22 protein-coding genes are annotated in these 21,686 nt (G+C 62.9%); 18 read left to right on the plus strand and 4 right to left on the minus strand.

The annotated features are described in order from the left end of the window. Positions 1–643: 643 nt before the first annotated feature. A complete protein-coding gene (locus C2868_RS14640) occupies positions 644–1,654 on the minus strand; it encodes a YeiH family protein (RefSeq protein WP_157813847.1) in 1,011 nt (336 codons plus the stop codon). A 70-nt stretch (positions 1,655–1,724) separates the two neighbouring features. Here C2868_RS14640 and C2868_RS14645 point away from each other — a divergent pair, with 70 nt between their 5' ends. Continuing rightward, complete coding sequence (locus tag C2868_RS14645; protein ID WP_100809650.1) at positions 1,725–2,684, plus strand: LysR family transcriptional regulator; 960 nt, start codon at positions 1,725–1,727, stop codon at positions 2,682–2,684. A 28-nt stretch (positions 2,685–2,712) separates the two neighbouring features. Here the strand turns inward: C2868_RS14645 and C2868_RS14650 are convergent, their stop codons facing one another. Continuing rightward, positions 2,713–3,738 carry an ATP-dependent 6-phosphofructokinase gene (locus C2868_RS14650; protein ID WP_100809745.1) on the minus strand — a complete coding sequence of 342 codons (1,026 nt, stop codon included), beginning with the start codon at positions 3,736–3,738 and terminating at the stop codon, positions 2,713–2,715. 120 nt (positions 3,739–3,858) lie between these two features. Between C2868_RS14650 and C2868_RS17850 the strand changes: the two genes are divergently transcribed. The 3 genes from C2868_RS17850 to C2868_RS14665 are packed head-to-tail and all read left to right on the plus strand — an operon-like array spanning position 3,859 to position 5,915. Continuing rightward, positions 3,859–4,185 (plus strand): antibiotic biosynthesis monooxygenase, encoded by a 327-nt coding sequence (locus tag C2868_RS17850; RefSeq protein WP_100809651.1) that lies wholly within the window; start codon positions 3,859–3,861, stop codon positions 4,183–4,185. Then, complete coding sequence (locus tag C2868_RS14660) at positions 4,182–5,114, plus strand: NAD-dependent epimerase/dehydratase family protein (protein ID WP_100809652.1); 933 nt, start codon at positions 4,182–4,184, stop codon at positions 5,112–5,114. The genes C2868_RS17850 and C2868_RS14660 overlap by 4 nt, the downstream gene beginning before the upstream one ends. A gap of 3 nt (positions 5,115–5,117) precedes the next feature. Beyond that, positions 5,118–5,915 (plus strand): SDR family oxidoreductase, encoded by a 798-nt coding sequence (locus C2868_RS14665; protein WP_308455402.1) that lies wholly within the window; start codon positions 5,118–5,120, stop codon positions 5,913–5,915. Here C2868_RS14665 and C2868_RS14670 read toward each other — a convergent pair. Both C2868_RS14670 and C2868_RS14675 read right to left on the minus strand, forming a co-directional pair. Continuing rightward, a complete protein-coding gene (locus C2868_RS14670; RefSeq protein ID WP_100809653.1) occupies positions 5,905–6,660 on the minus strand; it encodes an IclR family transcriptional regulator in 756 nt (251 codons plus the stop codon). The genes C2868_RS14665 and C2868_RS14670 overlap by 11 nt on opposite strands. Then, positions 6,653–7,405, minus strand: coding sequence for an IclR family transcriptional regulator (locus C2868_RS14675; RefSeq protein ID WP_100809654.1), 753 nt, complete (start codon positions 7,403–7,405; stop codon positions 6,653–6,655). The genes C2868_RS14670 and C2868_RS14675 overlap by 8 nt, the downstream gene beginning before the upstream one ends. Positions 7,406–7,668: 263 nt before the next feature. Between C2868_RS14675 and C2868_RS14680 the strand changes: the two genes are divergently transcribed. The 14 genes from C2868_RS14680 to C2868_RS14745 all read left to right on the plus strand — a co-directional run. After that, positions 7,669–8,451 (plus strand): glucose 1-dehydrogenase, encoded by a 783-nt coding sequence (locus C2868_RS14680; RefSeq protein WP_232711082.1) that lies wholly within the window; start codon positions 7,669–7,671, stop codon positions 8,449–8,451. Between the two features lie 70 nt (positions 8,452–8,521). Continuing rightward, positions 8,522–9,526, plus strand: a complete 1,005-nt coding sequence (locus C2868_RS14685) for a sugar ABC transporter substrate-binding protein (RefSeq protein ID WP_232711083.1) — start codon at positions 8,522–8,524, stop codon at positions 9,524–9,526. Between the two features lie 76 nt (positions 9,527–9,602). Beyond that, on the plus strand, positions 9,603–11,090 hold the full coding sequence (locus C2868_RS14690; protein ID WP_100809656.1) for a sugar ABC transporter ATP-binding protein: 1,488 nt from the start codon (positions 9,603–9,605) through the stop codon (positions 11,088–11,090). A 31-nt stretch (positions 11,091–11,121) separates the two neighbouring features. After that, positions 11,122–12,168 carry an ABC transporter permease gene (locus C2868_RS14695; RefSeq protein WP_100809657.1) on the plus strand — a complete coding sequence of 349 codons (1,047 nt, stop codon included), beginning with the start codon at positions 11,122–11,124 and terminating at the stop codon, positions 12,166–12,168. Positions 12,169–12,185: 17 nt separating this feature from the next. Further along, complete coding sequence (locus C2868_RS14700) at positions 12,186–12,980, plus strand: SDR family NAD(P)-dependent oxidoreductase (RefSeq protein WP_100809658.1); 795 nt, start codon at positions 12,186–12,188, stop codon at positions 12,978–12,980. Between the two features lie 23 nt (positions 12,981–13,003). After that, positions 13,004–14,008, plus strand: coding sequence for an amidohydrolase family protein (locus C2868_RS14705; RefSeq protein WP_100809659.1), 1,005 nt, complete (start codon positions 13,004–13,006; stop codon positions 14,006–14,008). A gap of 2 nt (positions 14,009–14,010) precedes the next feature. Beyond that, positions 14,011–14,364 carry a NifU family protein gene (locus C2868_RS17855; RefSeq protein WP_157813848.1) on the plus strand — a complete coding sequence of 118 codons (354 nt, stop codon included), beginning with the start codon at positions 14,011–14,013 and terminating at the stop codon, positions 14,362–14,364. Continuing rightward, positions 14,361–15,410: an SDR family oxidoreductase gene (locus C2868_RS14715; RefSeq protein ID WP_100809661.1), complete on the plus strand. Its 1,050-nt coding sequence runs from the start codon at positions 14,361–14,363 to the stop codon at positions 15,408–15,410. Before C2868_RS17855 ends, C2868_RS14715 begins: the two co-directional genes overlap by 4 nt. Positions 15,411–15,513: 103 nt before the next feature. Beyond that, a complete protein-coding gene (locus C2868_RS14720) occupies positions 15,514–16,428 on the plus strand; it encodes a transketolase (RefSeq protein WP_100809662.1) in 915 nt (304 codons plus the stop codon). Beyond that, a complete protein-coding gene (locus C2868_RS14725) occupies positions 16,425–17,393 on the plus strand; it encodes a transketolase family protein (protein WP_100809663.1) in 969 nt (322 codons plus the stop codon). The genes C2868_RS14720 and C2868_RS14725 overlap by 4 nt, the downstream gene beginning before the upstream one ends. Then, positions 17,390–18,838 carry an NAD-dependent succinate-semialdehyde dehydrogenase gene (locus C2868_RS14730; protein ID WP_100809664.1) on the plus strand — a complete coding sequence of 483 codons (1,449 nt, stop codon included), beginning with the start codon at positions 17,390–17,392 and terminating at the stop codon, positions 18,836–18,838. Before C2868_RS14725 ends, C2868_RS14730 begins: the two co-directional genes overlap by 4 nt. Further along, a complete protein-coding gene (gene tal / locus C2868_RS14735; RefSeq protein WP_100809665.1) occupies positions 18,835–19,968 on the plus strand; it encodes a transaldolase in 1,134 nt (377 codons plus the stop codon). The genes C2868_RS14730 and tal overlap by 4 nt, the downstream gene beginning before the upstream one ends. Positions 19,969–20,056: 88 nt before the next feature. Beyond that, a complete protein-coding gene (locus tag C2868_RS14740; protein WP_103663530.1) occupies positions 20,057–20,515 on the plus strand; it encodes an aldolase/citrate lyase family protein in 459 nt (152 codons plus the stop codon). 45 nt (positions 20,516–20,560) lie between these two features. Continuing rightward, a partial coding sequence (locus tag C2868_RS14745; protein WP_103663154.1) for an IS256 family transposase occupies positions 20,561–21,686 on the plus strand: 1,126 nt, incomplete at its 3' end.

Below are 21,686 nucleotides of genomic sequence, written 5' to 3' on the forward strand. Positions count from 1 at the left end.
GCCGGGTACATCTAGTCGGTCGCTTGGGCGCTCTGCGGCAGGGACTCCGTCAGCGAGTCATGGCCCGGCGGCGTGTCGCTCGAACAAACACGCGAGGAGTCTCGCCGGTGGGCGACCATTAACGGCGCCGGCGCGTGTGTGGCGACCGGGTGCTTCTCTATGTCTTGGGTGAAGCCAGCTAGGGGAGATGCTGAGGCTGTCCCTCGCGAGAACGGGTGATGGCGAATCGCGTAAGCCTGACTGCCGCGTGGCGACAGGCGGCGACGTCGGTCGCGCCGGCCAATCGAAGCTCCAAACTGATCAGCCCCTCGGGCCAGGCCGAGGGGGCGGGCGCGGTAGCCAGATTCGCGCGAGCAACATGCAAAGACTGACGGTCAACGGGCCAGACTCTGGGGTGCCTCATTCGTGGAAAGGCTCAGGACGTCCTGGGGTGGGTGAGATCACGTCCGGACTACTCAAAGCCGCGCCCTGCAATCTGTCGACGACCGCGTCGCTATGGCCTCGTTTTCAACCGTCGCCAACACAATCGACGAGTGAGCTGTGTCTTATCGGCTACAGCCCACCCCTCCGATCGAGCGGCGCCGCTCGAGCGGAGCAGTGGCGGCCGAAACCGCGGTCGCTAGTTGGCGTCAGCCAGTGATCGTCAGCGGATGCTTAGAGCGAAGATCGCTCCGAGTGCGACTAAAGCGGCTAGCAATGTGGACATCGCCCCGAGCGCCAGCGCTCGCCCTCCGGTGGCGAAGAGCTTCCGAACGTTGACTGCAAAGCCTAGGCCGAGCATCGCGGCAGTAAGAAGGAGATTCGCGCCAAACTCCAGCACGGCGAGGACCTCGGCCGGAAACGGAACGAACGTCCTGAGAAGAACTGCCGCGAGAAATCCAGCGACGAACAGCGGCAGCACCGGAGGTCTACCGACGGCGGTCGCTGTCCCGAAGCGTCGTCCACTTGTTGCACTGACGATCGCGATGAGGGGGGCAAGCATCACGACTCGGCCCAGTTTGGCTATCGTCGCGAGTGCAAGTGCCACCGATGAAACGAAGCCCCCCGCCGCGACGACTTGTGCGACCTCGTGGACGCTCGCACCGATCCATAGCCCCGCTTGAAGATCGCTGAGCCCAAGTGCTCGGGACAGGGCAGGAATCGCGAACATGGCCACAGTGCCGAAGATGGTGACGAGAGCAACCGCTTGCGCGGTCTCTTCCTCGTGCTTTCCCTCCCTATCAACCACGCCGCTCATGGCGGCAACCGCCGAAGCGCCGCAGATGGAGAATCCCGTCGCAATCAGCATCCGTGTCACACGTGACACTCGGAGCAGGCGCCCGATGGCGAGAGTTCCCAGAAACGTGCCTGCGACTGTCAGGACGAGAACGAAGATTCCTCCCCATCCGATCACCATCAGACTCGTAAGCGACAACTTAAACCCAAGAAGCACGATCCCGATGCGCAGAAACTTCCTCGACGCCTCCGAGATCGGCCTGCTCGCAGCGGCTGGAACAACGCGGGCATTCCCGACCAGCACCCCGAGGCAGATCGCGATTAGCAGCGGCGAAACCCCCGGAGTGAGCGCCGTGGCGAACATCGTCGCCGCGGCTATTGAAAGTATCGCGATTGCGACGAACAGGGGCACAGTCCGCTGGGACACCGAAGTAGTCATGCGATCAGACTGACCGGTGACATCACATGACAGAAGGGTCAAACGGCTGGCGCGCATATAGACTGTATCTATGGGAGGTGAGAATCCAAACGCACTACCCGACGCGGTCGAGCTGGATGCTCGGGTGACCCTCGCAGTGTTGCGGCAACTCGTAGCCCTTCAAAGACTTGGATCCATTAGCGCGGTCGCGCGCGACCTCGGAGTGAGTCAGCCGACCGTCTCCATGAACTTGTCGAGGCTCGAGGACGCACTCGGCGTGTCCATCATTCTGCGTTCAGCCCGGGGCAGCACGCTCACGTCCGCGGGCGAAGCGATCGCGACCGCGGCGACTCCGCTCGTCGAATCAGCGCGCGAGCTTGCGCAGCGAATCTCGTGCTTGCCAAGTCTCACCAAAACGCCGCTGCGCATCGCCGCAAGCCTGACCATCGCTGAGCACCTGGTTCCTAGGTGGCTCGCGGATCGTCGGATTGCCGGCGTTATACCTCCGGCGGCCGCCACGCTCTGTGTTGGGAATTCGTCAGAAGTGATGAATTGGCTTCACGACGGGCGAGCAGACATCGGTTTCGTGGAGGGCAATCGGATCGCGCACGGTCTCGATAGTGCGCTTGTCGGCGAAGATGAGCTGGTGGCAGTCGTTTCTCAATCACACCCATGGCGATCTTGGGCGGAAGTGAGAGGCAGCGAACTCGCTCAGAGCGGTTTGGTTCTTCGCGAGCGCGGGTCAGGCACTAGAGAAGTGATGGAGGCCGCCTTCGCCCGCGCGAAGATCAGCCTTCCGACGACTCTGCCGAGCTTTGGCTCTACCGCGGCCATTCTCACCGCCGTTCGCTACGGGGGCGCCGTCGCGGTGGTCTCATCGCTCGCGATCGCCGATGAGGTTGCCGCACGTGAGCTCGTCGCGTTGCGGGTATCGGACGTTGATCTCCGCAGACGGCTTAGCGCCGTGTGGAGCCGCGGAGCGAGCCCGCGTCCGGATGCGGCCGCGGTTGTCGCGAATCTCGTCGCCGCCCATAGAAGGTCGACCGACTAAACCATGTGGTCCGTCAGGACCCGTTCGACTAACCGAAACAGACGGCAGCTCGTCGGTAACGCTGGCTGGTGATGCTCTTCACTGAGCCGATTGCCTCCGCGAGGTCGGCTGTCACGATGGTCTCTCCGCGCAGAGACACCATCCGCCCCCATTCGCCACGTGCTGCGGCGTCGACAGCTGCCGCGCCGAACCTCGCCGCGAGCACTCGATCGTAGGCAGTCGGCGTCCCACCGCGTTGAATGTGTCCGAGCGTGGTGGCTCGCGTCTCAATGCCCGTCCGACCCTCGATCAACCTCGCCAGCAACTCACCGACGCCGCCGAGTCGCGGGCGTCCGGAGGGCTCGTGGCCTCGTTCGGCAACCACCCCGACATCGCCGAGTGGAAAACCTTCGGCGACTACCACCAGGGGAGGTTGGTGTCGCTCACGCGCCGACTCGACCCACCCGATCACTTGCTCGATGGACGCCGGCTGTTCCGGAATCAGGACGGCGTGAGCTCCCGTTGCGATTCCTGAATGCAGCGCGATCCACCCAGAATCGCGACCCATCACCTCGACGACCATGCAGCGAGCATGAGATGCCCCAGTCGTGAGAAGACGATCCATCGCGTCAGTCGCGATCTGAACGGCCGTGTCGAAGCCAAAGCTGTAATCCGTCCCATTGAGGTCGTTGTCAATCGTCTTCGGAACGCCGACAACATTGACGCCCGTACGGACAAGCGCGTGCGCGGCCGAGAGTGACCCCTCGCCTCCGATCGCGATAATCCCGTCCAGAGAATTGTCGGAAATTGCGCGTTTGACCCTGGAGCCGGTGGGGTCTGCATCGAGCGGATTCGTCCGCGACGTTCCGAGGATCGTGCCACCTAGCCCGGCAATGCCTCTGGTGCTGTCCTCCGAGACCGGTATGACGTCGTTTTCGACGACACCACGCCAGCCGTTACGGAAACCGACAAGTTGCCCTCGGTGCTCGCGGGACAACCGGATATGAGCGCTCCTGATAACCGCGTTCAGCCCAGGGCAGTCGCCTCCACTGGTGAGTATCCCAAGTCTAAGCATCAGCGCTCCAACCGAAAAATGGACGAACTGTCCGAAACTAGTGTACATTGATCACTCGGGACGCGGCACCGGAGCTTTTCGGTGCGAACCGTAGCAACACGACCCGCAGAGTGGAGAGTCATGTCAGTCGCCAAAGTTGTCAGGCTGCGGGTTGATCCCCAAGCCTCGCGAGCCTTGGATGCCGTCCTTGAGGATGCGCAGAGCGCTTTCGCGGCTGAGGTAGGGCTCGTGCATTGGGGCATCTACGCGGGCGCCGCGGATAACGAGCGCATACTCGTCGAAGTGTTCGCAGATGAGAATGCCGTGCGCGAGCACGACGACTCCCACCACGTCCAGACATTGATCGCGGCGTTTGAGTCCCTCGAAGTTGAGGTCGTTGCGAACGAGCAACTGACGCCACCGACAGCTTCTTCAACGGAGCGAGCTACTAAGGAGAACTCAAAGTGAGTCAGCATCTGTTCATCACGGGTGGGTCAGGGTACCTCGGGCAGGCCATCGGGCAGCGCCTCTTGCGGGCCGGACACAGAGTCTCGAGCCTCGTTCGATCCGAGAGTGGCGCGAAGTCACTCTCTGCGTTGGGAATCACACCGGTCCTGGGTGGACTGGACGACGTGGCTTCCCTCGATCTGGAGTCGTACGACGGTGTGATTGACACCGCGACCGCCGATCACGCCCCATCGACGGCGGCGTTCCTGTCCGCGCTCGCCGGCAGCGAGCGTCCCTTCATTCGCACCAGCGGAACGGGCGTGTACACCGACTTGGGTGGCGGCGTGCGCTCTGAAGTCGTCTACCGCGAAACCGACCGTTTCACTCCCGCCCCGGTCGTCTCCGCGCGCTACCAGTCTGACGAGCTCGTGCTCGGCGCGAGGGATCAGGGCATCCGGACGATTGTCATTCGCCCGGCGATGGTTTACGGCGATGGAGCGTCAGAACAGCTGCCGCTCCTCTTGCGATACGCCCTGCGGACCGGCCGGTCTATCTACGCGGGGTCGGGCGAGAACCGCTGGAGCAATGTCTACCTGTATGACCTTGCTGAGTTCTACCTTCTTGCGCTCGAGAAGGCTGCACCTGGGAGCGTCTACAACATTGCTTCGGGCGAATGCGAAATGCGTTCGATTGCTGAGGGGATTGCCGAGGTGCTCGGACTGGGTGAAGCCGAGGGCGTACACATCGATGAGGCGCGCGCCGAACTCGGTGAGCGATGGGTCGACGTGGCGTTGGCCAGCAACAGTCGGGTTGACTCGACGAGCGCTCGAACTGACCTCGGATGGGCGCCGGTCGGCCCGAGCCTGCTGGAGGACCTGGTGCGTGGATCGTATCGACGGGTGTGGGCAAGCAAGGGCGATCCGCACGATCACGTCACCGCTAAGGGCTGAGCGATGATCTCGCTGGATCTGCGAGGGCGACGCGCGCTTGTCACTGGCTCGACTCGGGGGCTGGGCTTCGCTATGGCCGCGCGCCTCGCGGAAGCGGGGGCCTGCGTCGGAGTCAACGGGCGAAGTGTCGACTCGGTCGAGAGTGCGTTGGAGAAGCTCCGCGAGTTAGTCCCCAACGCCGAGTTCGACGGTGTCGTCGCGGACCTTGTCTCCATCGATGCTGCCCGAGCTGTCGAACGACAGTTCCCGAACATCGACATTCTGGTCAACAATGTTGGCGTCTATCAGGTCGGAGACGCTCTCTCGACCTCGGACCAGGTCTGGGCTGATCACTTCGACACGAACGTCCTCACGGGAGTTCGAATGACCCAGGTGGCGCTGCCTGGAATGCTGGAGCGTGGGTGGGGACGAATCCTCTTCATCGCGAGTGACGCTGCTGTGTCGGTTCCCAAGGACATGGTGCACTACTCCGCCTCCAAGACCGCTCTCCTCGCCGTGGCTAGGGGCTTTGCGAAGGCAACCGCTGGGTCGTCGGTCACCGTGAACTCGGTGATTGTCGGTCCTTCAGAGTCGGAAGGGCTGCGCACTTTCGCGGCCGGCCTTGTGGGGGACGAGCTGCCGTGGGGCGAAGCCCAGGCAGCGTTCATGAGAGAGCATCGCCCGCTGTCGCTCATTCAGCGGGTGATTCGCCCGCAAGAGGTCGCGAACATGATCGTCTACCTCAGCTCTGACCTTGCGTCCGCGACGACAGGCGGCGCGATCAGAGTCGATGGTGGCTACGTCGACGCCATCACTCCGTAGCCGCAGATTCCCCGATCTGAGAGGCGACATCCTGCAGCGCCTCGACGAGCTGCGCCTCTCGTCCGATGACGTCTGCTCGCCGGCCTGCCACCGATAGCGCCGCGAGGAACCCCCCCGACGGATCAAGGACTGGTGCAGCAACGGCACCCACCCCGACCGTCACGTCTTCGTCGGAGACGCAGTAGCCACGCTCGCGGCTCAACGTGACGTCAGCGAGAATCGCGTTCTTACTCTCGAGCGAGTTGCTGGTCAGACGCTCGGGGTGGTGCGCATCGAGGTACGCCCCAGGATCTTCTGGGCCGAAGGCGAGTGTGATTCGTCCGACGCCTCCAAGATGAAGCGGCAGACTGCCGCCGGGTTCGAGAACCAGAACCTGGACACCCTGGCCGTGCAGCCTCCGAATGCATACAGTTCGGTGCTCGCGCGGGACACTGAGAAACACCGTCAGGTGGGTGAGGTCGCGCAGCTCACGGAGAAGATCATCTCGATGGAACCAGGGTGCTGCCGTAGCGAGTGCACGGTCGCCGAACAACAGCCACTTGGTACTGAGGGAAGTCGTGCCATCAGGCAGTTGAGTCCCGAGTCCGTCCTGGACAAGTGCCGCCAGCAGCCGATACGCGCTGGGGCGCGGAATGCCGATCTCTTTGGCCAGTTCAGGTGGCGTCATGGGCCCGGACCGCGCAAGGACCTCAACCGCTGATTTGAGCGAGGTAAGTACTCGACTCGGCTTGTCCGGCTTAGGCATCGCGGTACCCAAGAGACGATGACACGTCCATGGCTTCGCGCCGGACGAGCTCCCCGAACGCTTCCGCGGCGGAGAAGTTCTCCTGAACCTTGAGAGCACTCAAGGTGACCGAGGCTGTGACAACTCCGCGATGGTCTCGCACGGGTGCCGCTACGCTCACGACCCCGGCAGTAATATCACCATCTGATTCGGCGAGGCCAGTCTCGCGTATCCGACTCAACTCAGACTCCAAACGTGCGGCATCGGGCTCGGTTATCGGATTCGACTGTGATCCGCGGAGCGCTCTCAAGTACGCCCGCCGGAACTCGTCCGAAGAGAACGCCAAGATCGCACGAGGACCGGCTCCGAGATGAAGTGGCAAGGACCCGCCGATCGCCAGCTCGGCTGTTCGGATGTACTTACCGTCGACTCGTTCGATGCACACTGCTCGTTGTCCGTCTGGGACGCAAAGATATGCGGTCTCCGAAGTGGCATCAGCGAGACGGGCGAGCGACGACCTCGCTACCGCCCGCAAGTCCAGTGTCGAGGCGATCGCCTGTCCGATGGCAATCAGATCAACGCCAAGTCGGGCGGGGGCGCCTTTACGGCCGCTTCGCTCTATCCAACCAATCGATTCAAGGTTGTTGAGCATGCGGTAGACGGTCGTGATCGGCTCGTTCAGCTGCGAAGCCAGATCCGATGCCGTGAGCTCGCCGCGAGACGCGAGTCGCTCGAGGACTCGGGTGGCCTTTGAGACCGCGCTCATGCCTGCGCCGTCAGCATCCAAAGTCGTTGGCGACACCGTCGTCCTTCCATTTCCTGGACAAACTCTACAGATGGGGGGACTTGCCGTCTAGCGCCCTGGGACCAGAAAAACCCAATTTATGAACAGTCTGTCCGATTTAGTAGACAGAAGCTCAGCTTCTGAGTTATATTTCCGAGGTAATCAACCACCTGACGCGTTGAGGTCCTGGAAACAGCGACATGGCGTCACCCGCAAGGAAGCGAACGAAGATGGCCAGTAAGGCAGTGAAGCCGAGCCCCATCACGGCTGACCTCTTCACGTTGGCCGGCCAGACCGCCGTGGTCACGGGCGGTGGCTCTGGCATCGGTAAGGCGATCGCGCTGGGTCTAGCCCAACGTGGCGCGAACGTCGGGATCGTGGACTTCGCTGCAGAAGGAGCCGCTGAGACTGCCGCGCGCGTGGCTGAGATGGGCGTTGGCTCGCTCGCGATTGCCGCCGACGTCACCGACGAAGACGGCATGACTTCCGCGGTCGAGAAGACCGTGCATGCGCTCGGGCCCCTCTCACTGGCGGTGAATGCCGCGGGCATTGCTCAGGCCACGCCTGCATTGGAACTCAGCGCGGAGCAGTTCGAGCGTCTCTACAGGATCAATGTGATTGGGCTCTTCAGGAGTTGCCAGGCTGAGGCCCGCGCAATGATGGCATCCGGTGGAGGGTCAATCCTCAACCTCGCATCGATCAGCGGCATCGTCTCGCACCGCGAGATGCTCCAGGCGCACTACAACAGCTCGAAAGCCGCCGTGGCGCACCTCACGCGTTCGCTCGCCACCGAATGGGCCGCGCACTCGATTCGCGTGAACGCGCTCTCGCCCGGGTTCACCTTGACCCCCATGAACGCTCGCGCCGAAGTCGCATCAATGCGCGAGGAAATCAGCGAGAAGATCCCGACGGGTCGTTTCGCTGAACCGGAGGAGATGGTGGGGCCAGCGGTCTTCCTCCTCTCGAATGCAGCGTCCTACTGCACAGGCGTGGACCTCGTGGTCGATGGCGGGTACACGCTCCTATAACTAGGGCGCTCTGCGCCCTACAAAGCTCACCCGATGGGTGAGGTCCCTTACCAAGGAAGGTAGAGAGTCGATGTCGATTCGATTTGGATACAACAGGCGACGCCCGATCGCCATTGCTATCGGCGCGCTCGCCACAGCAGCAGTTCTCGCTCTCGCAGGTTGCTCCAGCGGAGGCGACGGCGGAGACAGCGGCTCCGGCGATGGCACCAAGAAGAAGATCGGCGTGTCGATGTCGTTCGTCAACCAGTTCTATGCCGCCGTTCAGGAAGGCATGGAAGACGAGGCGGAGAAGCAGGGCTATGAGCTGGTAATCCTGAACGCGCAGGGCAATAGCTCCACTCAGGTCAACCAGGTCCAGAACCTCGTCAGCCAGGGTGTCGGATCGCTCATCTTCATCCAGCTGGACTCCGCGTCCGGCGGAGCGTCGGTCAGCCAGGCGAACGACGCCAGCATTCCGGTGATCGCCGTGGACCAGCTTCCCGCCGGCGGGGACTACGTGACCTTCATCGGCAGCGACAACGTCGCCATGGCCGAGCAGGCGTGTGACTATCTCGCGGAGCTGCTCGATGGTTCTGGCAACATCGCGATCGTTGAGGGCATCCCGGCCTCGTCCACCCAGATGCAGCGCGCTGAGGGCTGCCAGACGTCGCTCGACGCGAACCCCGACATCAACGTGGTCAGCACCACTAGCGCCGACTGGGATCAGAACAAGGCCGTCAGCGTTTTCGCCAACGTCCTCACCGCGAACGAAGATCTGCAGGGTGTCTTCGCTCAGAACGATGACATGGCTCTGGGTGTTGCTAGCGCCGCGGAGACTGCCGGTCGCAGCGGCCTGAGTGTCGTCACGATCGACGGGTTCCCCGCCGTGTACGACGCCATCGAGAAGGGCGCGATCTCCGCGACGATCAGCCAGCAGCCGTATCTCGAGGGTCAGCTCGCCGTGCAGAATGCCATCAAAGCGATGAACGGTGAAGAGGCGGACATTCAGAAGGACCAGATCCAGGAGTCGATTCTGGTCACGAAGGACAACCTCGAGGAAGCACGAGCCGCGAAGTACTTCGGCTCGCAGGGCTGATATCCCACCCATCCATGAATGGCTTGCCGGCTCCGGATCTGTTGCTGGAGCCGGCAAGCCAGAGGAGTAGAAGGTCATGAGCGAAACGACGAACAAGCGAGTTCTCACCGCAACCGGCATCACCAAGCGTTACGGCGACACCACTGTCCTGCATGGAATCGATTTTTCGATTGAGGCGGGGTCGGTCGTCGGGCTGATCGGTGAGAACGGCGCCGGGAAGTCGACGCTCAGCTCCATCATCGCGGGGATCAAGCGACCCGATGCAGGGTCGATGACGATCGATGGACAGCCGTACGCGCCAACCGGTCCGCTCGAGGCGTTGAACTCCGGGGTGGCGATCATCCATCAGGAGATCAAAATGATCCCTGAACTCTCCGTCGCCGAGAACATGTTCCTCGGACGCCTGCCCACGCGGGGCGGCCGTGTCGCGACGCGGCAGATGGTCACCGAAGCACGAGCCGTGCTCAAGGACCTCGGTGTGACTCTAGACCCGCGTCGACCGGTCGCCGGTCTTTCGACCGCCACACAGCAAGAGATCGAGATCGCCCGAGCCATCTTGCGGCGTCCCTCTTTTGTGATCTTCGACGAGCCTTCCGCCTCGCTTGGCCAGAACGAGACCAAGCGTGTTCTCGAGCAGATCGAGGTGCTGCGGTCGCGCGGTACTGGCGTGGTCTACATCAGTCACCGCTTGGATGAGATCTCCGCCATCGCCGACCGCGTGTTCTGCTTGCGCGACGGTCGAAAAGTCGGTGAATGGCCGGCGAAGGAAATCGACCGCAATGGCATGATCCGAGCAATGGTCGGCCGGGAGCTTTCACAGCGGGACGTCGCACCCCCACCTCACGATGAGGAAGTAGTAGCTGCCGTGGAAGGACTGTGCTCCGACCGCTTCGACAACATCACCTTCGAACTCCGTCGCGGAGAGATCTTCGGGATGTCGGGTCTCGTCGGTGCCGGCCGGACAGAGATCGTGCGGTCACTTGCGGGCGCGGACCGCTTCTTCTCGGGCACGGTCGCGGTGAATGGTCGCGTCGTGAAGATCCGATCGGTGTCTGATGCCGTGTCCGCGGGTATCTACATGGTCCCCGAAGACCGGAAGACGCAGGGGTTGAACCTCAACCGAACCAGCGCTGAAAACATGGCGCTGCCCTGGGAGTCCCGGCTCGTCCCGCGGGGATTCGTCACCATCCGTTTCCTGAATCGGCTCAAGAAGCGGATGACGAAGGAGCTCGACATCCGAGGCAATCTCGACAAGCCGGTCGGGTTGCTGTCTGGTGGGAACCAGCAGAAAGTGCTTCTCGCTAAGTGGCTGGTCCGCACCCCGAAGGTGCTCATTCTGGACGAGCCGACCCGAGGAGTGGATGTCGGCGCCAAGGAAGCGATCTACGAGATCATTCGCGACCTCGCCTCCCAGGGCGTAGCGGTCATCGTCGTCTCTTCCGAGCTAGAGGAAGTCCTCATGCTCTCCCACCGCGTGATGGTCGTGGCAGGCGGACGCCAGCGAGCCGTCCTGTCCCGCGAAGAAGCAACCCCTGAGCGCGTCATGCAGTTGTCAGTGTCCTGACTCGCCTCGCCAACATTCCTTAGGAGTTCTCATGTCTACCCCAGTCACCGACGACACGGCCACCAGAGCAAATACCGGCACCACGCCGAGTACCTCCGCGATTCGCGTCGCGCAGGTGAGGAATCGCCTGAAGGTCCTCTCGGGACCGCTCATCGGACTGATCCTGCTCATCGTTGCGATGTCGTTCTTGTCGCCGGTGTTCCTGACCCCGAACAACCTGGTGAACATCATGGTTCAGGTGTCCTACATCGGCATCATGGCGGCCGGTGCGACCCTGGTCATCATCCTTGGCGGGATCGACCTGTCCGTCGCAGCCGTGCTCGGGTTCAGCTTCATGGTCGTTGCTGTGACCTATCAGAACCTCGGTTGGCCGTTCTGGCTCTCCATCATCGTTGGTCTCGCCGTCGGTGCCGGCATCGGCCTTCTCAACGGCATACTCATCGCCTACGGAGACATCCAGCCCTTCATTGCGACCCTCGCCACGATGTTCGCCGCGACCGGTTTGTCGCTCTACCTCACCAACGGCACCCCCATTCTTGGACTGCCTGACTGGTTCCAGGGGCTGTCGCAGTTCCGCCTGGCGGGGATCTCGCTGCAGGTTTACCTCATGCTCGCTGTATTCATCGTCGCTGGATTGTGGCTGCGCTACCGTCCCGCGGGTCGCTCGCTTTACGCCATCGGCAGCAACGAAGAGGTCGCCCGCCTGTCGGGCATTCGAGTCAAGCGGATGCAGCTGCGCGTCTACGCGATCGCCGGGTTGCTTGCCGCTGTGGCAGGCCTTGTGGTGGGCGCCCGTCTGAACGCGGCACAGCCTGGTGCTGGCAACTCCAGCGACTTGCTCAGCGTGATCGCCGCGGTTGTCATCGGTGGGGCGAGCCTCGCCGGTGGTATCGGGTCGATGTGGGGAACGTTCGTTGGACTTCTCATCATCGGTGTCCTCAACAACGGGCTCACGCTGCTGAACGTGTCCCCACATCTGCAGCCGGTCGTCATCGGTGCGGTCATCATCCTCGCGGTGCTGAGCGACGGTCGCCTCATCTCGATGATCCGATCCCGCGGCCGATCCACCGCGCACTGACGAAAGGGCAGCTAGGAATGTGGGCACTTGATCTCTTCGCAGGCAAAGTTGTCGCCGTCACCGGCGCTGCATCTGGCATCGGTGCGGCTATCGCCCGACGCTTCCTGGAGGCGGGCGCAACGGTGGCGGCGGGAGACCTGCAGATTGAGCTCTTCGCTCGCCTGGAGCAGGAGCTGGGCTCCGATCTCAGTCGTCGGCTCGTCCCGTTTTCGATCGACGTTTCTGATCCTCAGTCCGCAGACGCGTACATCACCGCCATAGTGAGCAAGCTCGGTCGGCTGGACGTACTGGTCAACAACGCCGGCATCGCCCCAGTCGGATCGGTGACCGAGACCACAGATGATCTGTGGCGGAAGGTGATGTCCGTAGATGTGGACGGCGTCTTCTACGTCTCACGGGCAGCGCTGCCGCACCTCGAGACCGCTGGCGGAGCCATCATCAACACCGCGTCGGTGTCCGGGCTCGGTGCTGACTTCAACTACGCCGCCTATAACGCCGCGAAAGGCGCCATTGTCAACTTCACCCGCAGCATGGCGATCGACTACGGCAAAGCGGGTGTGCGCGTAAACGCCATAGCTCCCGGTCCCGTGCGCACACCGCTCCTGGTGAGGAACCTCGAAGCACTGCCCGGTCTCGAGCAGGCATTCGGCAAATTCATCCCGCTCGGGAGAATCGCAGACGCCGTAGAGATCGCAGACGCTGCCGTGTTCCTCGCATCGCCCGGCGCCTCGTTCATCACGGGTGCCATTGTGCCTGTTGACGGCGGCGTCACCGCTTGGAACGGTCAACCCAACGGCGACTTTGTTCAGTAACTGGAAGGTCTAAGGAGATACAGATGAAAGACGGAATGTTCGTGTTCGACTGTGCGGTGCACACTCAGGACTTCACGGATCGTCAGATCGCCCCTGGTACGGACGGAAAGAACGTCGTAGCTCATCGCGTCAATCAGGCCGGATTCAATGAGCTGATGGCCAGCAAGGGTGGCCCAGCGCCTAAGGCGGACTTCTACGACCCGGTCGACCCCGACTGGGCCAACGATCAGCTGTTCAAGCGCTCTGACACGGACATCGCGATGGTGCAGACCGTGCCGCTGTTCGGGCCTTGGAAGGACTCGCTCGGCCCCGCACAGTTGTGTTACGACCTGACGCGCAAGAATCCGAAGCGTCTTCTGTTCACTGGGGGCGTCGACCCGAGTTGGCAGGGACTTGACTTCGCTCTGCATGAGATGGAGCGCCAAGTTCACGAGATGGGCGCAATCAGCTTCAAGTTCTACACGTACCAGGACCGCGATCACTATTGGCGGGCAGACGACCGCGAGGTTGCCTATCCCTTGTATGAGAAGGCGCTCGAACTCGGTATCAAAATGGTGCAGTTCCACAAGGGGTATCCCCTCGGTATGCATCCGGTAGAGGCATTCATGCCGAACGACCTCCAGATGGCGGCCTACGACTTTCCGGATCTCAACTTCGGGATCCATCACATGGGCGATCCCTACGTGGACGAGATGATCTCAATCGCCGGTCGGTTCCAGAACATGCATCTGCTGCTGCCGCTGTGGTTCAACCAGTACTTCCTCCAGCCCTACCCGATGCTCCACCGCATCGGTCAGGCACTCTTGTTCGTCGGTCCTGATCGCCTCGCGTATGGGTCGGAGGGCTTCATCTGGCCCGATATCCAGTCGTACATCGACATGTGGGCGAACTTGGAGATGCCGGAAGAACTCCAGGAGCGATATGGCTATCCCGAGCTCACGCGAGAGATCAAGGAGAAGGTCTTCGGGCTGAGCTTCGCGCGGGGTCTTGGCTATGACATCCCGCCCGAGTATCAGAGCGGGGCTTGATCGTGGCCGTCGACCCAGACGAGCTTCAGCGTGCCCTCCAGTTTGTCCGTCCGCGCCTCCGCGGCCACGCGGGAGATATGACGGCTGTGGTGGACGACGAAGGAAACGTGACGATCGAGTTCTACGGCGCGTGCGAGCGTTGCCCTGCGATGGCGGTTACCTACGCCGGACTGGTCCAGACCTATGTGGAGGCGGTGCCGGGGGTTCGGTCTGTCCGTGCACCTCAGATCAGCGCGTCGCCCCAGACTCTGGCGAGCATTCGTCGGCGTCTCGGTGTTCGAGCAAACTCAGCGGTACCACTCGGACTGCCCACATCGCGGACGGCTCAGGCGCCGGGTGAAAGTGCCCCCACGTGACCGGGCACGGGTGCCTCGTCGTCGGCGCGAGTGGCGTGACCGGTGGCGCGATTGCGCGTTACCTCGAGGCTGCGGGTCGGCAGGTCATTGGGCTCTCAAGAACTGGATGTAGGGCCAATGCCGCCGCACCAGAGCACAACATCCGAGGAGATCTCTCAATAGCCAATGGTGTGGAGAAGGGTGCCCTGGGGGACATCCGCCATGTGGTCTACGCGGCGTATGTCGAAGGTTCCTCGCATCGTGAGACCACGGCTCTGAATGCCGCGATGGTCAAGAACTTGCTGGAGGCGCTCGACCGAGATCGCGCGTCCGTCGAGCAGATCGTGCTCATCGGTGGTGGCAAGTCATACGGTGAGCATCTCGGACCGTACCGAACTCCTGCTCGCGAATCAGATCCGCGGCTTCTCGGACCGATCTTGTACAACCCTCAAGAGGACGCAATCTGGGATTGGTCATCCCGGAGAGGATCGTCCTGGACTGTTCTGCGACCCGACGGCGTGATCGGATTCGCGCCCCGTTCACCGATGAACATCCTTGCCGGGGTGGCTGCTTTCGCGATGCTCAGCAAGCAGGAACGGGTCCCTCTCCGCTTTCCGGGAAGCCCGGGGGCGTGGGACGCGCTGCACCAGGCGACGGATGCTCGAATCCTGGCCAAGGCCGTCGAGTGGGCGTTTGACAGCACAAGCGCGCGAGGGCAGATCTTCAACGTCACGAATGGTGACCTCTTCAGATGGTCGCAACTGTGGCCCGCTATCGCTGAGTTCTTCGCCATGCCGTATGACGTACCGCAGCCGCTCTCCCTAGAGGCTCACATGGCCAACCGCGACGACGAGTGGGACGAACTGGTAGTCCGTGACGGGCTTCGGAGCGTGGGGTTTGCTGACTTCGTTTCCTGGCCGTTTATCGAAGGTTGGTGGCAGACGGATTTCAGCATGATCCAGAGCACCATCAAGATTCGCCAAGCCGGGTTTGGAGAGTGCATTGACACGCACGACAGCTTCATCGAGCACCTCACTGCGTTGAGGAAAGCCAGGATCATCAACTGAACTAGAAGGCCGTTCGGTGGGCCGAAGCCCCCGTCAAGGGCATCAGTCATCTTTATTGGCGACAAAATATGGACCAACTGTCCGAAAATGATAGGATCGACGCATGAGCAAGGATGCTGCAGCTGACGTAAGCGTCGCACTGCCCCACAGCCCGGATCTCGAAGAGCTAGCGCGGCTCTCTCAATTGGTCCGATGGCACATCGTCAACACGGTGGCCCAGAGCAAGGCCGGCCACATCGGTGGGCCGATGTCGATGACCGATCTGCTCGTGGCCCTCTACTTCGCCGAGTTGCGCATCGACCCCGCGAACCCACTGGATCCCGCGCGCGATCGCTTTGTGCTCTCGAAGGGTCACTCAGCCATCGGGCTCTACGGCGTTCTGGCCTTGCGTGGCTACTTCCCGGTGGACGAGTTGGCCACCTTCGACCGCGGCAACTCGAGGCTTCAAGGGCACCCGGACATGAAGCTCACCCCGGGAATCGACGTGTCGACTGGGTCGCTCGGTCAAGGCCTATCGGCCGCGGTCGGGATCGCTCTCGCTGCGCGCAAGCAGCAGTCCGACCACCGCACTTGGGTGGTTCTGGGGGATGGTGAGCTTCAAGAGGGAATGGTGTGGGAGGCAGTCAACTCCGCCAGCCGCTACGAGCTGAGCAACCTGATTGCGATCGTGGACCTCAACGGCCTTCAACAGTTCGGCTGGCCGGCAGATGCCTCGCGCGACCGATTTGATCGGAGCGACCCCTGGGCTCATGTGAACCTGCGCGGGGTCTTCGAGGGATTCGGATGGAACGTGCTGGATGCGGATGGACACGACTTCTCATCGATTCTCGAGGCCTATTCGGCCGCCTCGGACAACGTGGTCAGAACCTCGCGGCCGACCGTCATCCTTGCCCGAACTGTGAAAGGTCATGGCCTTTCATTCACTCAGGGCACATACAAGTGGCACAACGGCGTCGCAACAGACGAGCAGTTGCAGATTGCGCGGAACGAACTTCAGATCGAGGAGACAAACCGATGAAGGCACAGAGAGATGTCTGGGGCGACACGATCGTCGACATCGGACATCACGATCCGACCATCGTCGTCGTCGATGGCGACCTCGCCAACTCCACAAAGGCGGACAAGTTCGCCGAAGCCTTCCCGGACCGATTCATCGAAGTCGGGATTGCCGAACAGAACATGGTTGGAATCGCGTTCGGGCTGTCGACGGCGGGCTATCGTCCCTGGCTTTCGACCTTCGGCGTCTTCATGACGCATCGCGCGCTTGACCCGATTCGGATGCTTGTATCGCAGACCGAGGCGCCCGTACGCATTGCCGGCGCGTACAGCGGCTTGCTCAATGGCAGCAGCGGCAAGACTCATCAGGACATTGAAGATCTGGCCATCATGCGAGCGATGCCCAACATGACCGTGCTCGCGCCCGTCGATGAATTCGAAGCGGAGGCAGCTACACGATGGGCCGCCGAACACAATGGGCCGGTGTACATGCGAATCGCTCGAGACGCGGTCCGTCCAGTGCTCGACGACAGCTACGAGTTCAAACTTGGAAGCGTGGTCCAGCTCCGTACCGGGGGAGTCATCTCCCTCGTCTCAACAGGCGTGCAGAGCTCCCGCGTTCTTGAGGCTGCCGAGCTTCTGAGCCAGGCAGGGATTCACACGAGAGTCATCCACGTTCCAACTATCAAGCCGCTGGACGTCGGATCCCTGATCGCCGCGCTCGAGGGTTCCCGCATCGTCATCACCGTCGAGGAGCACAGCGTCATCGGTGGCCTGGGAGGGCTCGTCAGCGAGGTCCTCAGCGAACTGCCCAACGCGCCGCGAGTCACGCGAATGGGACTGGCAGACAGTTGGTCCGAGTCTGGGCCCAACGACTTCCTTCTCGAAAAGTACGGCCTGTCTCCGTCGCGAGTGGCCGAACAGGTGCGGGCGTGGCTCAACAGCCCCGTTGCGGGCACCGGGACCGTTGAGCAGGTTGTGGCATGACGATCCTGACAAACGTTGAGTCTGGCCTGTTCATCGCGGGAGAGTGGCGGTCAGCGACCGGCGGTGCAACTTTTCCCGTGCGAGACCCCGCAACCTGCGAGATCCTCACGGAGGTGGCGGACGCGACGCCAGAGGACGCACTGTCCGCACTCGATGCCGCCGTCGACGCTGGAGCCACGTGGGCAGCCTTGAGCGCACGCGCGAGGTCAGATGTACTCTCCCGCACCTTCGATCTGGTCAAGGAGAACGCCGACGAGATCGCGCGACTCATCACGCTCGAAATGGGGAAACCACTGAAGGAATCTGCCGCGGAGGTCAACTACGGCGCCGAGTTCCTGCGATGGTTCGCGGAGGAGGGCCCGCGCGTAGGCGGTCGAACGGGCGCAACGCCGGAAGGCACCGGCTCGATGATCATTTCCCACCGACCTGTCGGGCCCTGCTATCTGATCACCCCGTGGAACTTTCCACTCGCGATGGCAACGCGCAAGCTGGCGCCAGCCCTGGCAGCTGGATGCACGGTGGTCATCAAACCAGCGGCGCTCACTCCGTTGACGACGCTGTACCTCGTCGGCCTCTTCGAGAGAGCGGGACTTCCAGCGGGTGTCATCAACGTGGTGACTTCCTCCCGCTCGTCTGATATTTCGAAGGCACTCATGGACGATCCACGGTTGAGAAAGGTGAGCTTCACCGGTTCTACGGAAGTTGGACAGACTCTGCTCCGACAGGCTGCCAACAACGTCCTTCGTACTTCGATGGAACTCGGCGGCAACGCGCCGTTCCTCGTCTTCGACGATGCGGACATCGACGCCGCCGTCGACGGCGCGATGGTCGCGAAGTTCCGCAATGTCGGACAAGCCTGCACCGCCGCAAACCGGTTCCTGGTGCACGCGGCCGTTCACGACGAGTTCGTTGAGAAGTTGGCGGAGCGAGTCCGCGAGCTTCGCGTCGGGCCTGGATCTGACGAAGGCATCGACATCGGCCCGCTGATCAACGAGAGTGCCTCACGCCGAATTCGTGCGCTCATTGACGACGCCATCGAACTCGGCGCCTATGAGCTCGTCGGCGGAGTCGACGAGCGAGGAGGCAGCTACTTCAGCCCGGCGTTGATCACAGATGTTCCTGTGACTTCGCGTCTGTACACCGAGGAGATCTTTGGGCCAGTGGTGGCTGTGACGAAGTTCGAGACTGAGCAGGAGGCCATTGAGTTGGCCAACGGCACACCCTACGGCCTGGCTGCGTACGTCTACACCACGGACCTTTCGCGGGCGCATCGGGTCATGGCTGCGGTGGACTCCGGGATGCTCGGCGTGAACGCGGGGGCGATTTCGAATGCAGCCGCCCCGTTCGGTGGCACCAAGCACTCTGGAATGGGGCGAGAAGGGGGAGGAGAGGGGATCTTCGAGTATCTCGACACCAAGTACGCATTCGTCCCCGAATCAGCATGAGCTCCCGCACTGAGCAGCTGTCCGCGGCGGGCGTCAGCATCTGGCTCGACGACCTCTCGCGCTCGCGCATCACCTCCGGCAACCTCGCCGAGCTGATCGCCACCCGCAACGTCGTGGGCGTCACGACGAACCCGAGCATCTTCCAGGCCGCGGTCGGCGGCGGCGCCGAGGCCTACACGGCGCAGATCGCGGAGCTCGCGGCATCCGGAGCCTCCGTCGACGAGACGATCTTCGCCGCGACGACCGACGACGTCCGCGACGCGGCCGACATCTTCACTCCCGTGTTCGAAACCTCGAACGGCGTCGACGGGCGCGTGTCGATCGAGGTCTCCCCCGACCTCGCCCACGACACCGACGCGACCATCGCGCAGGCCAAGGAGCTGTCGGCCACCGTCGACCGTGCGAACGTGCTCATCAAGATCCCCGCGACCAAGGCCGGCCTGCCCGCAATCACCCAGGTGATCGGCGAGGGCATCTCGGTCAACGTGACCCTGATCTTCAGCCTCGACCGGTACGCCGAGGTCATCGACGCGTACCTCGCGGGCCTCGAACTCGCGCAGGCGAACGGGCACGACATCTCGAAGATCCACTCCGTCGCGTCGTTCTTCGTCTCGCGCGTCGATACCGAGGTCGACAAGCGCCTCGCCGCGATCGGCACCGACGAGGCGGCCGGCCTCAAGTCGCTCGCGGGCGTCGCGAACGCGCGCCTCGCGTACGAGCTGTACGAGCAGAAGTTCGCCGAGCCCCGCGCCGTCGCCCTCCTCGACGCCGGAGGAACACTGCAGCGGCCGCTGTGGGCATCGACCGGGGTCAAGGACCCGGCCCTCCCCGACACGCTCTACGTCACCGAGCTCGTCGCCCCCGGCACGGTCAACACGATGCCCGAGAAGACGCTCGAGGCGACCTTCGACCACGGCGTCGTGGCGGGTGACACGATCTCGGGCACCTACGAAGCCGCGCACAAGGTCTTCGCCGACCTCGCAGCAGTCGGCATCGACTTCGCCGACGTCACCCAGGTGCTCGAAGACGAAGGCGTCGACAAGTTCATCGCCTCGTGGCACGACCTGCAGAACACCGTCCGCGAGGCACTCGCCGGCGCGGTGATGGCCAAATGGCCTAGTCGTCTGTGAAGGTGCGCAAGTGCGGCGAGGAGCAGGTTCGCCCAACGGTTCGGTCGACCTCGCGTCTAGGTACGAACAGTAGGACGGGGAGCCCGCCATGATCACATCCGTTTCCCCGCAGGTAGCGCGATCTTGGCTGCTTCTGTCGGCATGGGGACGCGACTTCGATGCCGCGGCTCAATCACAGCCTGACCAGATCGTCCTGGACCTCGAAGATGGTGTGGACCCTCGGCATAAGGCCGCCGCACGGGACGATGTCGTGGACTGGCTCAGGGAGAGTTCCGCTTGGATCAGGATCAATGAGCGTTCGTCTGAGGAATGGCAGCGAGACATCGATGCTCTACGTGGCTGCAAAGGTCTGAAGGGTGTCGTCCTCGCGAAGACAGAGTCAGCCGACGAAGTGAGCGAGACCTTCGACCGGTTGGGAAGGAAGAGCCCAGTGCTACCTCTCATCGAATCGGCTATCGGCATCGAATCGGCATCGGTGGCGTCCGGCAAGGTGGTGTACGGATCGGGTGACCGTGTCGCTGCGGACGTAGCGACGGTCACCGCGTGATCCTTCGAGAGAACTCTTCACATCCATCTCGAAAGGACCCCGACGATGACCGTCTCACCCCACGATATCGACCCTGCCCGCTTCCTCGAAGACCACCTCGCGCAGGCGTCTCCCGATCTGCTGCGGGAGATGCTCGGCACGTTCATCAACCAGCTGCTATCCGCGGACGCGGACCAGATCTGCGGCGCCGCTTACGGCACGATCAGCGACGACAGGGTGAACCGTCGCAACGGTTACCGCCACCGCGACTTCGACACCCGCGCCGGGACCATCGACGTGAAGATCCCCAAGCTCCGGCAGGGCACCTACTTCCCGGAGTGGCTGCTGGAACGCCGCCGCCGCGCGGAGGCCGCACTGACCACCGTGGTCGCGACCAGCTACCTCCTCGGCGTGTCCACCCGTCGGATGGATGACCTGGTGAAGACCCTCGGGATCACCGGGCTGTCGAAGTCGCAGGTGTCGGAGATGGCGCGCGACCTTGACGAGCAGGTGACCGCGTTCCGCACCCGGCCGTTGGACGCCGGCCCGTACTCGTTCGTCGCCGCCGACGCGCTCACCATGAAGGTCCGCGAGGGCGGCCGGGTCGTGAAGGTCGCGGTGCTGGTCGCGACCGGCGTGAACGCCGACGGCTACCGCGAGATCCTCGGTCTGCAAGTCAACTCGACCGAAGACGGCGCCGGCTGGCTGACGTTCTGGCGCGACCTCGTCGCGAGAGGCCTGACCGGCGTGAAGCTCGTCACGTCCGACGCACACGCAGGTCTGGTCGCAGCGATCGGCGCGACCGTCGGCGGGTCCTGGCAGAGGTGCAGAACCCACTACGCGGCGAACCTGATGAGCGTGACCCCAAAGTCCTCGTGGCCATGGGTGAAGACCCTGCTGGGCACGGTTTTCGACCAGCCCGACGCGGAGTCCGTGCACGCCCAGTTCGACCGCGTCCTGGACGCGCTCGAGCACAAGCTCCCCAGGTCGTTCGAGCACCTCGAGGCCGCACGTGAGGAGATCCTCGCGTTCACCGCGTTCCCGAAGAGCATCTGGCGGCAGATCTGGTCCAACAATCCGAACGAACGCCTCAACCGGGAGATCCGCCGCCGCACCGACGTCGTGGGCATCTTCCCGAACCGCGACGCGATCATCCGGCTCGTCGGCGCCGTCCTCGCCGAGCAACACGACG

Origin of the sequence: Microbacterium sp. CJ77, from assembly GCF_002911615.1 — a bacterium.
In the GTDB taxonomy this organism is placed as follows: Bacteria; Actinomycetota; Actinomycetes; order Actinomycetales; family Microbacteriaceae; genus Microbacterium.

Excerpts from the sequence above, each read along its gene's own strand:
- C2868_RS14640 (WP_157813847.1), bottom strand. The coding sequence starts at position 1,654 with ATGACTACTTCGGTGTCCCAGCGGACTGTGCCCCTGTTCGTCGCAATC.
- C2868_RS14645 (WP_100809650.1), top strand. The coding sequence starts at position 1,725 with ATGGGAGGTGAGAATCCAAACGCACTACCCGACGCGGTCGAGCTGGAT.
- C2868_RS14650 (WP_100809745.1), bottom strand. The coding sequence starts at position 3,738 with ATGCTTAGACTTGGGATACTCACCAGTGGAGGCGACTGCCCTGGGCTG.
- C2868_RS17850 (WP_100809651.1), top strand. The coding sequence starts at position 3,859 with ATGTCAGTCGCCAAAGTTGTCAGGCTGCGGGTTGATCCCCAAGCCTCG.
- C2868_RS14665 (WP_308455402.1), top strand. The coding sequence starts at position 5,118 with ATGATCTCGCTGGATCTGCGAGGGCGACGCGCGCTTGTCACTGGCTCG.
- C2868_RS14670 (WP_100809653.1), bottom strand. The coding sequence starts at position 6,660 with ATGCCTAAGCCGGACAAGCCGAGTCGAGTACTTACCTCGCTCAAATCA.
- C2868_RS14675 (WP_100809654.1), bottom strand. The coding sequence starts at position 7,405 with ATGAGCGCGGTCTCAAAGGCCACCCGAGTCCTCGAGCGACTCGCGTCT.
- C2868_RS14685 (WP_232711083.1), top strand. The coding sequence starts at position 8,522 with ATGTCGATTCGATTTGGATACAACAGGCGACGCCCGATCGCCATTGCT.
- C2868_RS14690 (WP_100809656.1), top strand. The coding sequence starts at position 9,603 with ATGAGCGAAACGACGAACAAGCGAGTTCTCACCGCAACCGGCATCACC.
- C2868_RS14695 (WP_100809657.1), top strand. The coding sequence starts at position 11,122 with ATGTCTACCCCAGTCACCGACGACACGGCCACCAGAGCAAATACCGGC.
- C2868_RS14700 (WP_100809658.1), top strand. The coding sequence starts at position 12,186 with ATGTGGGCACTTGATCTCTTCGCAGGCAAAGTTGTCGCCGTCACCGGC.
- C2868_RS14705 (WP_100809659.1), top strand. The coding sequence starts at position 13,004 with ATGAAAGACGGAATGTTCGTGTTCGACTGTGCGGTGCACACTCAGGAC.
- C2868_RS14720 (WP_100809662.1), top strand. The coding sequence starts at position 15,514 with ATGAGCAAGGATGCTGCAGCTGACGTAAGCGTCGCACTGCCCCACAGC.
- C2868_RS14725 (WP_100809663.1), top strand. The coding sequence starts at position 16,425 with ATGAAGGCACAGAGAGATGTCTGGGGCGACACGATCGTCGACATCGGA.
- C2868_RS14730 (WP_100809664.1), top strand. The coding sequence starts at position 17,390 with ATGACGATCCTGACAAACGTTGAGTCTGGCCTGTTCATCGCGGGAGAG.
- tal (WP_100809665.1), top strand. The coding sequence starts at position 18,835 with ATGAGCTCCCGCACTGAGCAGCTGTCCGCGGCGGGCGTCAGCATCTGG.
- C2868_RS14740 (WP_103663530.1), top strand. The coding sequence starts at position 20,057 with ATGATCACATCCGTTTCCCCGCAGGTAGCGCGATCTTGGCTGCTTCTG.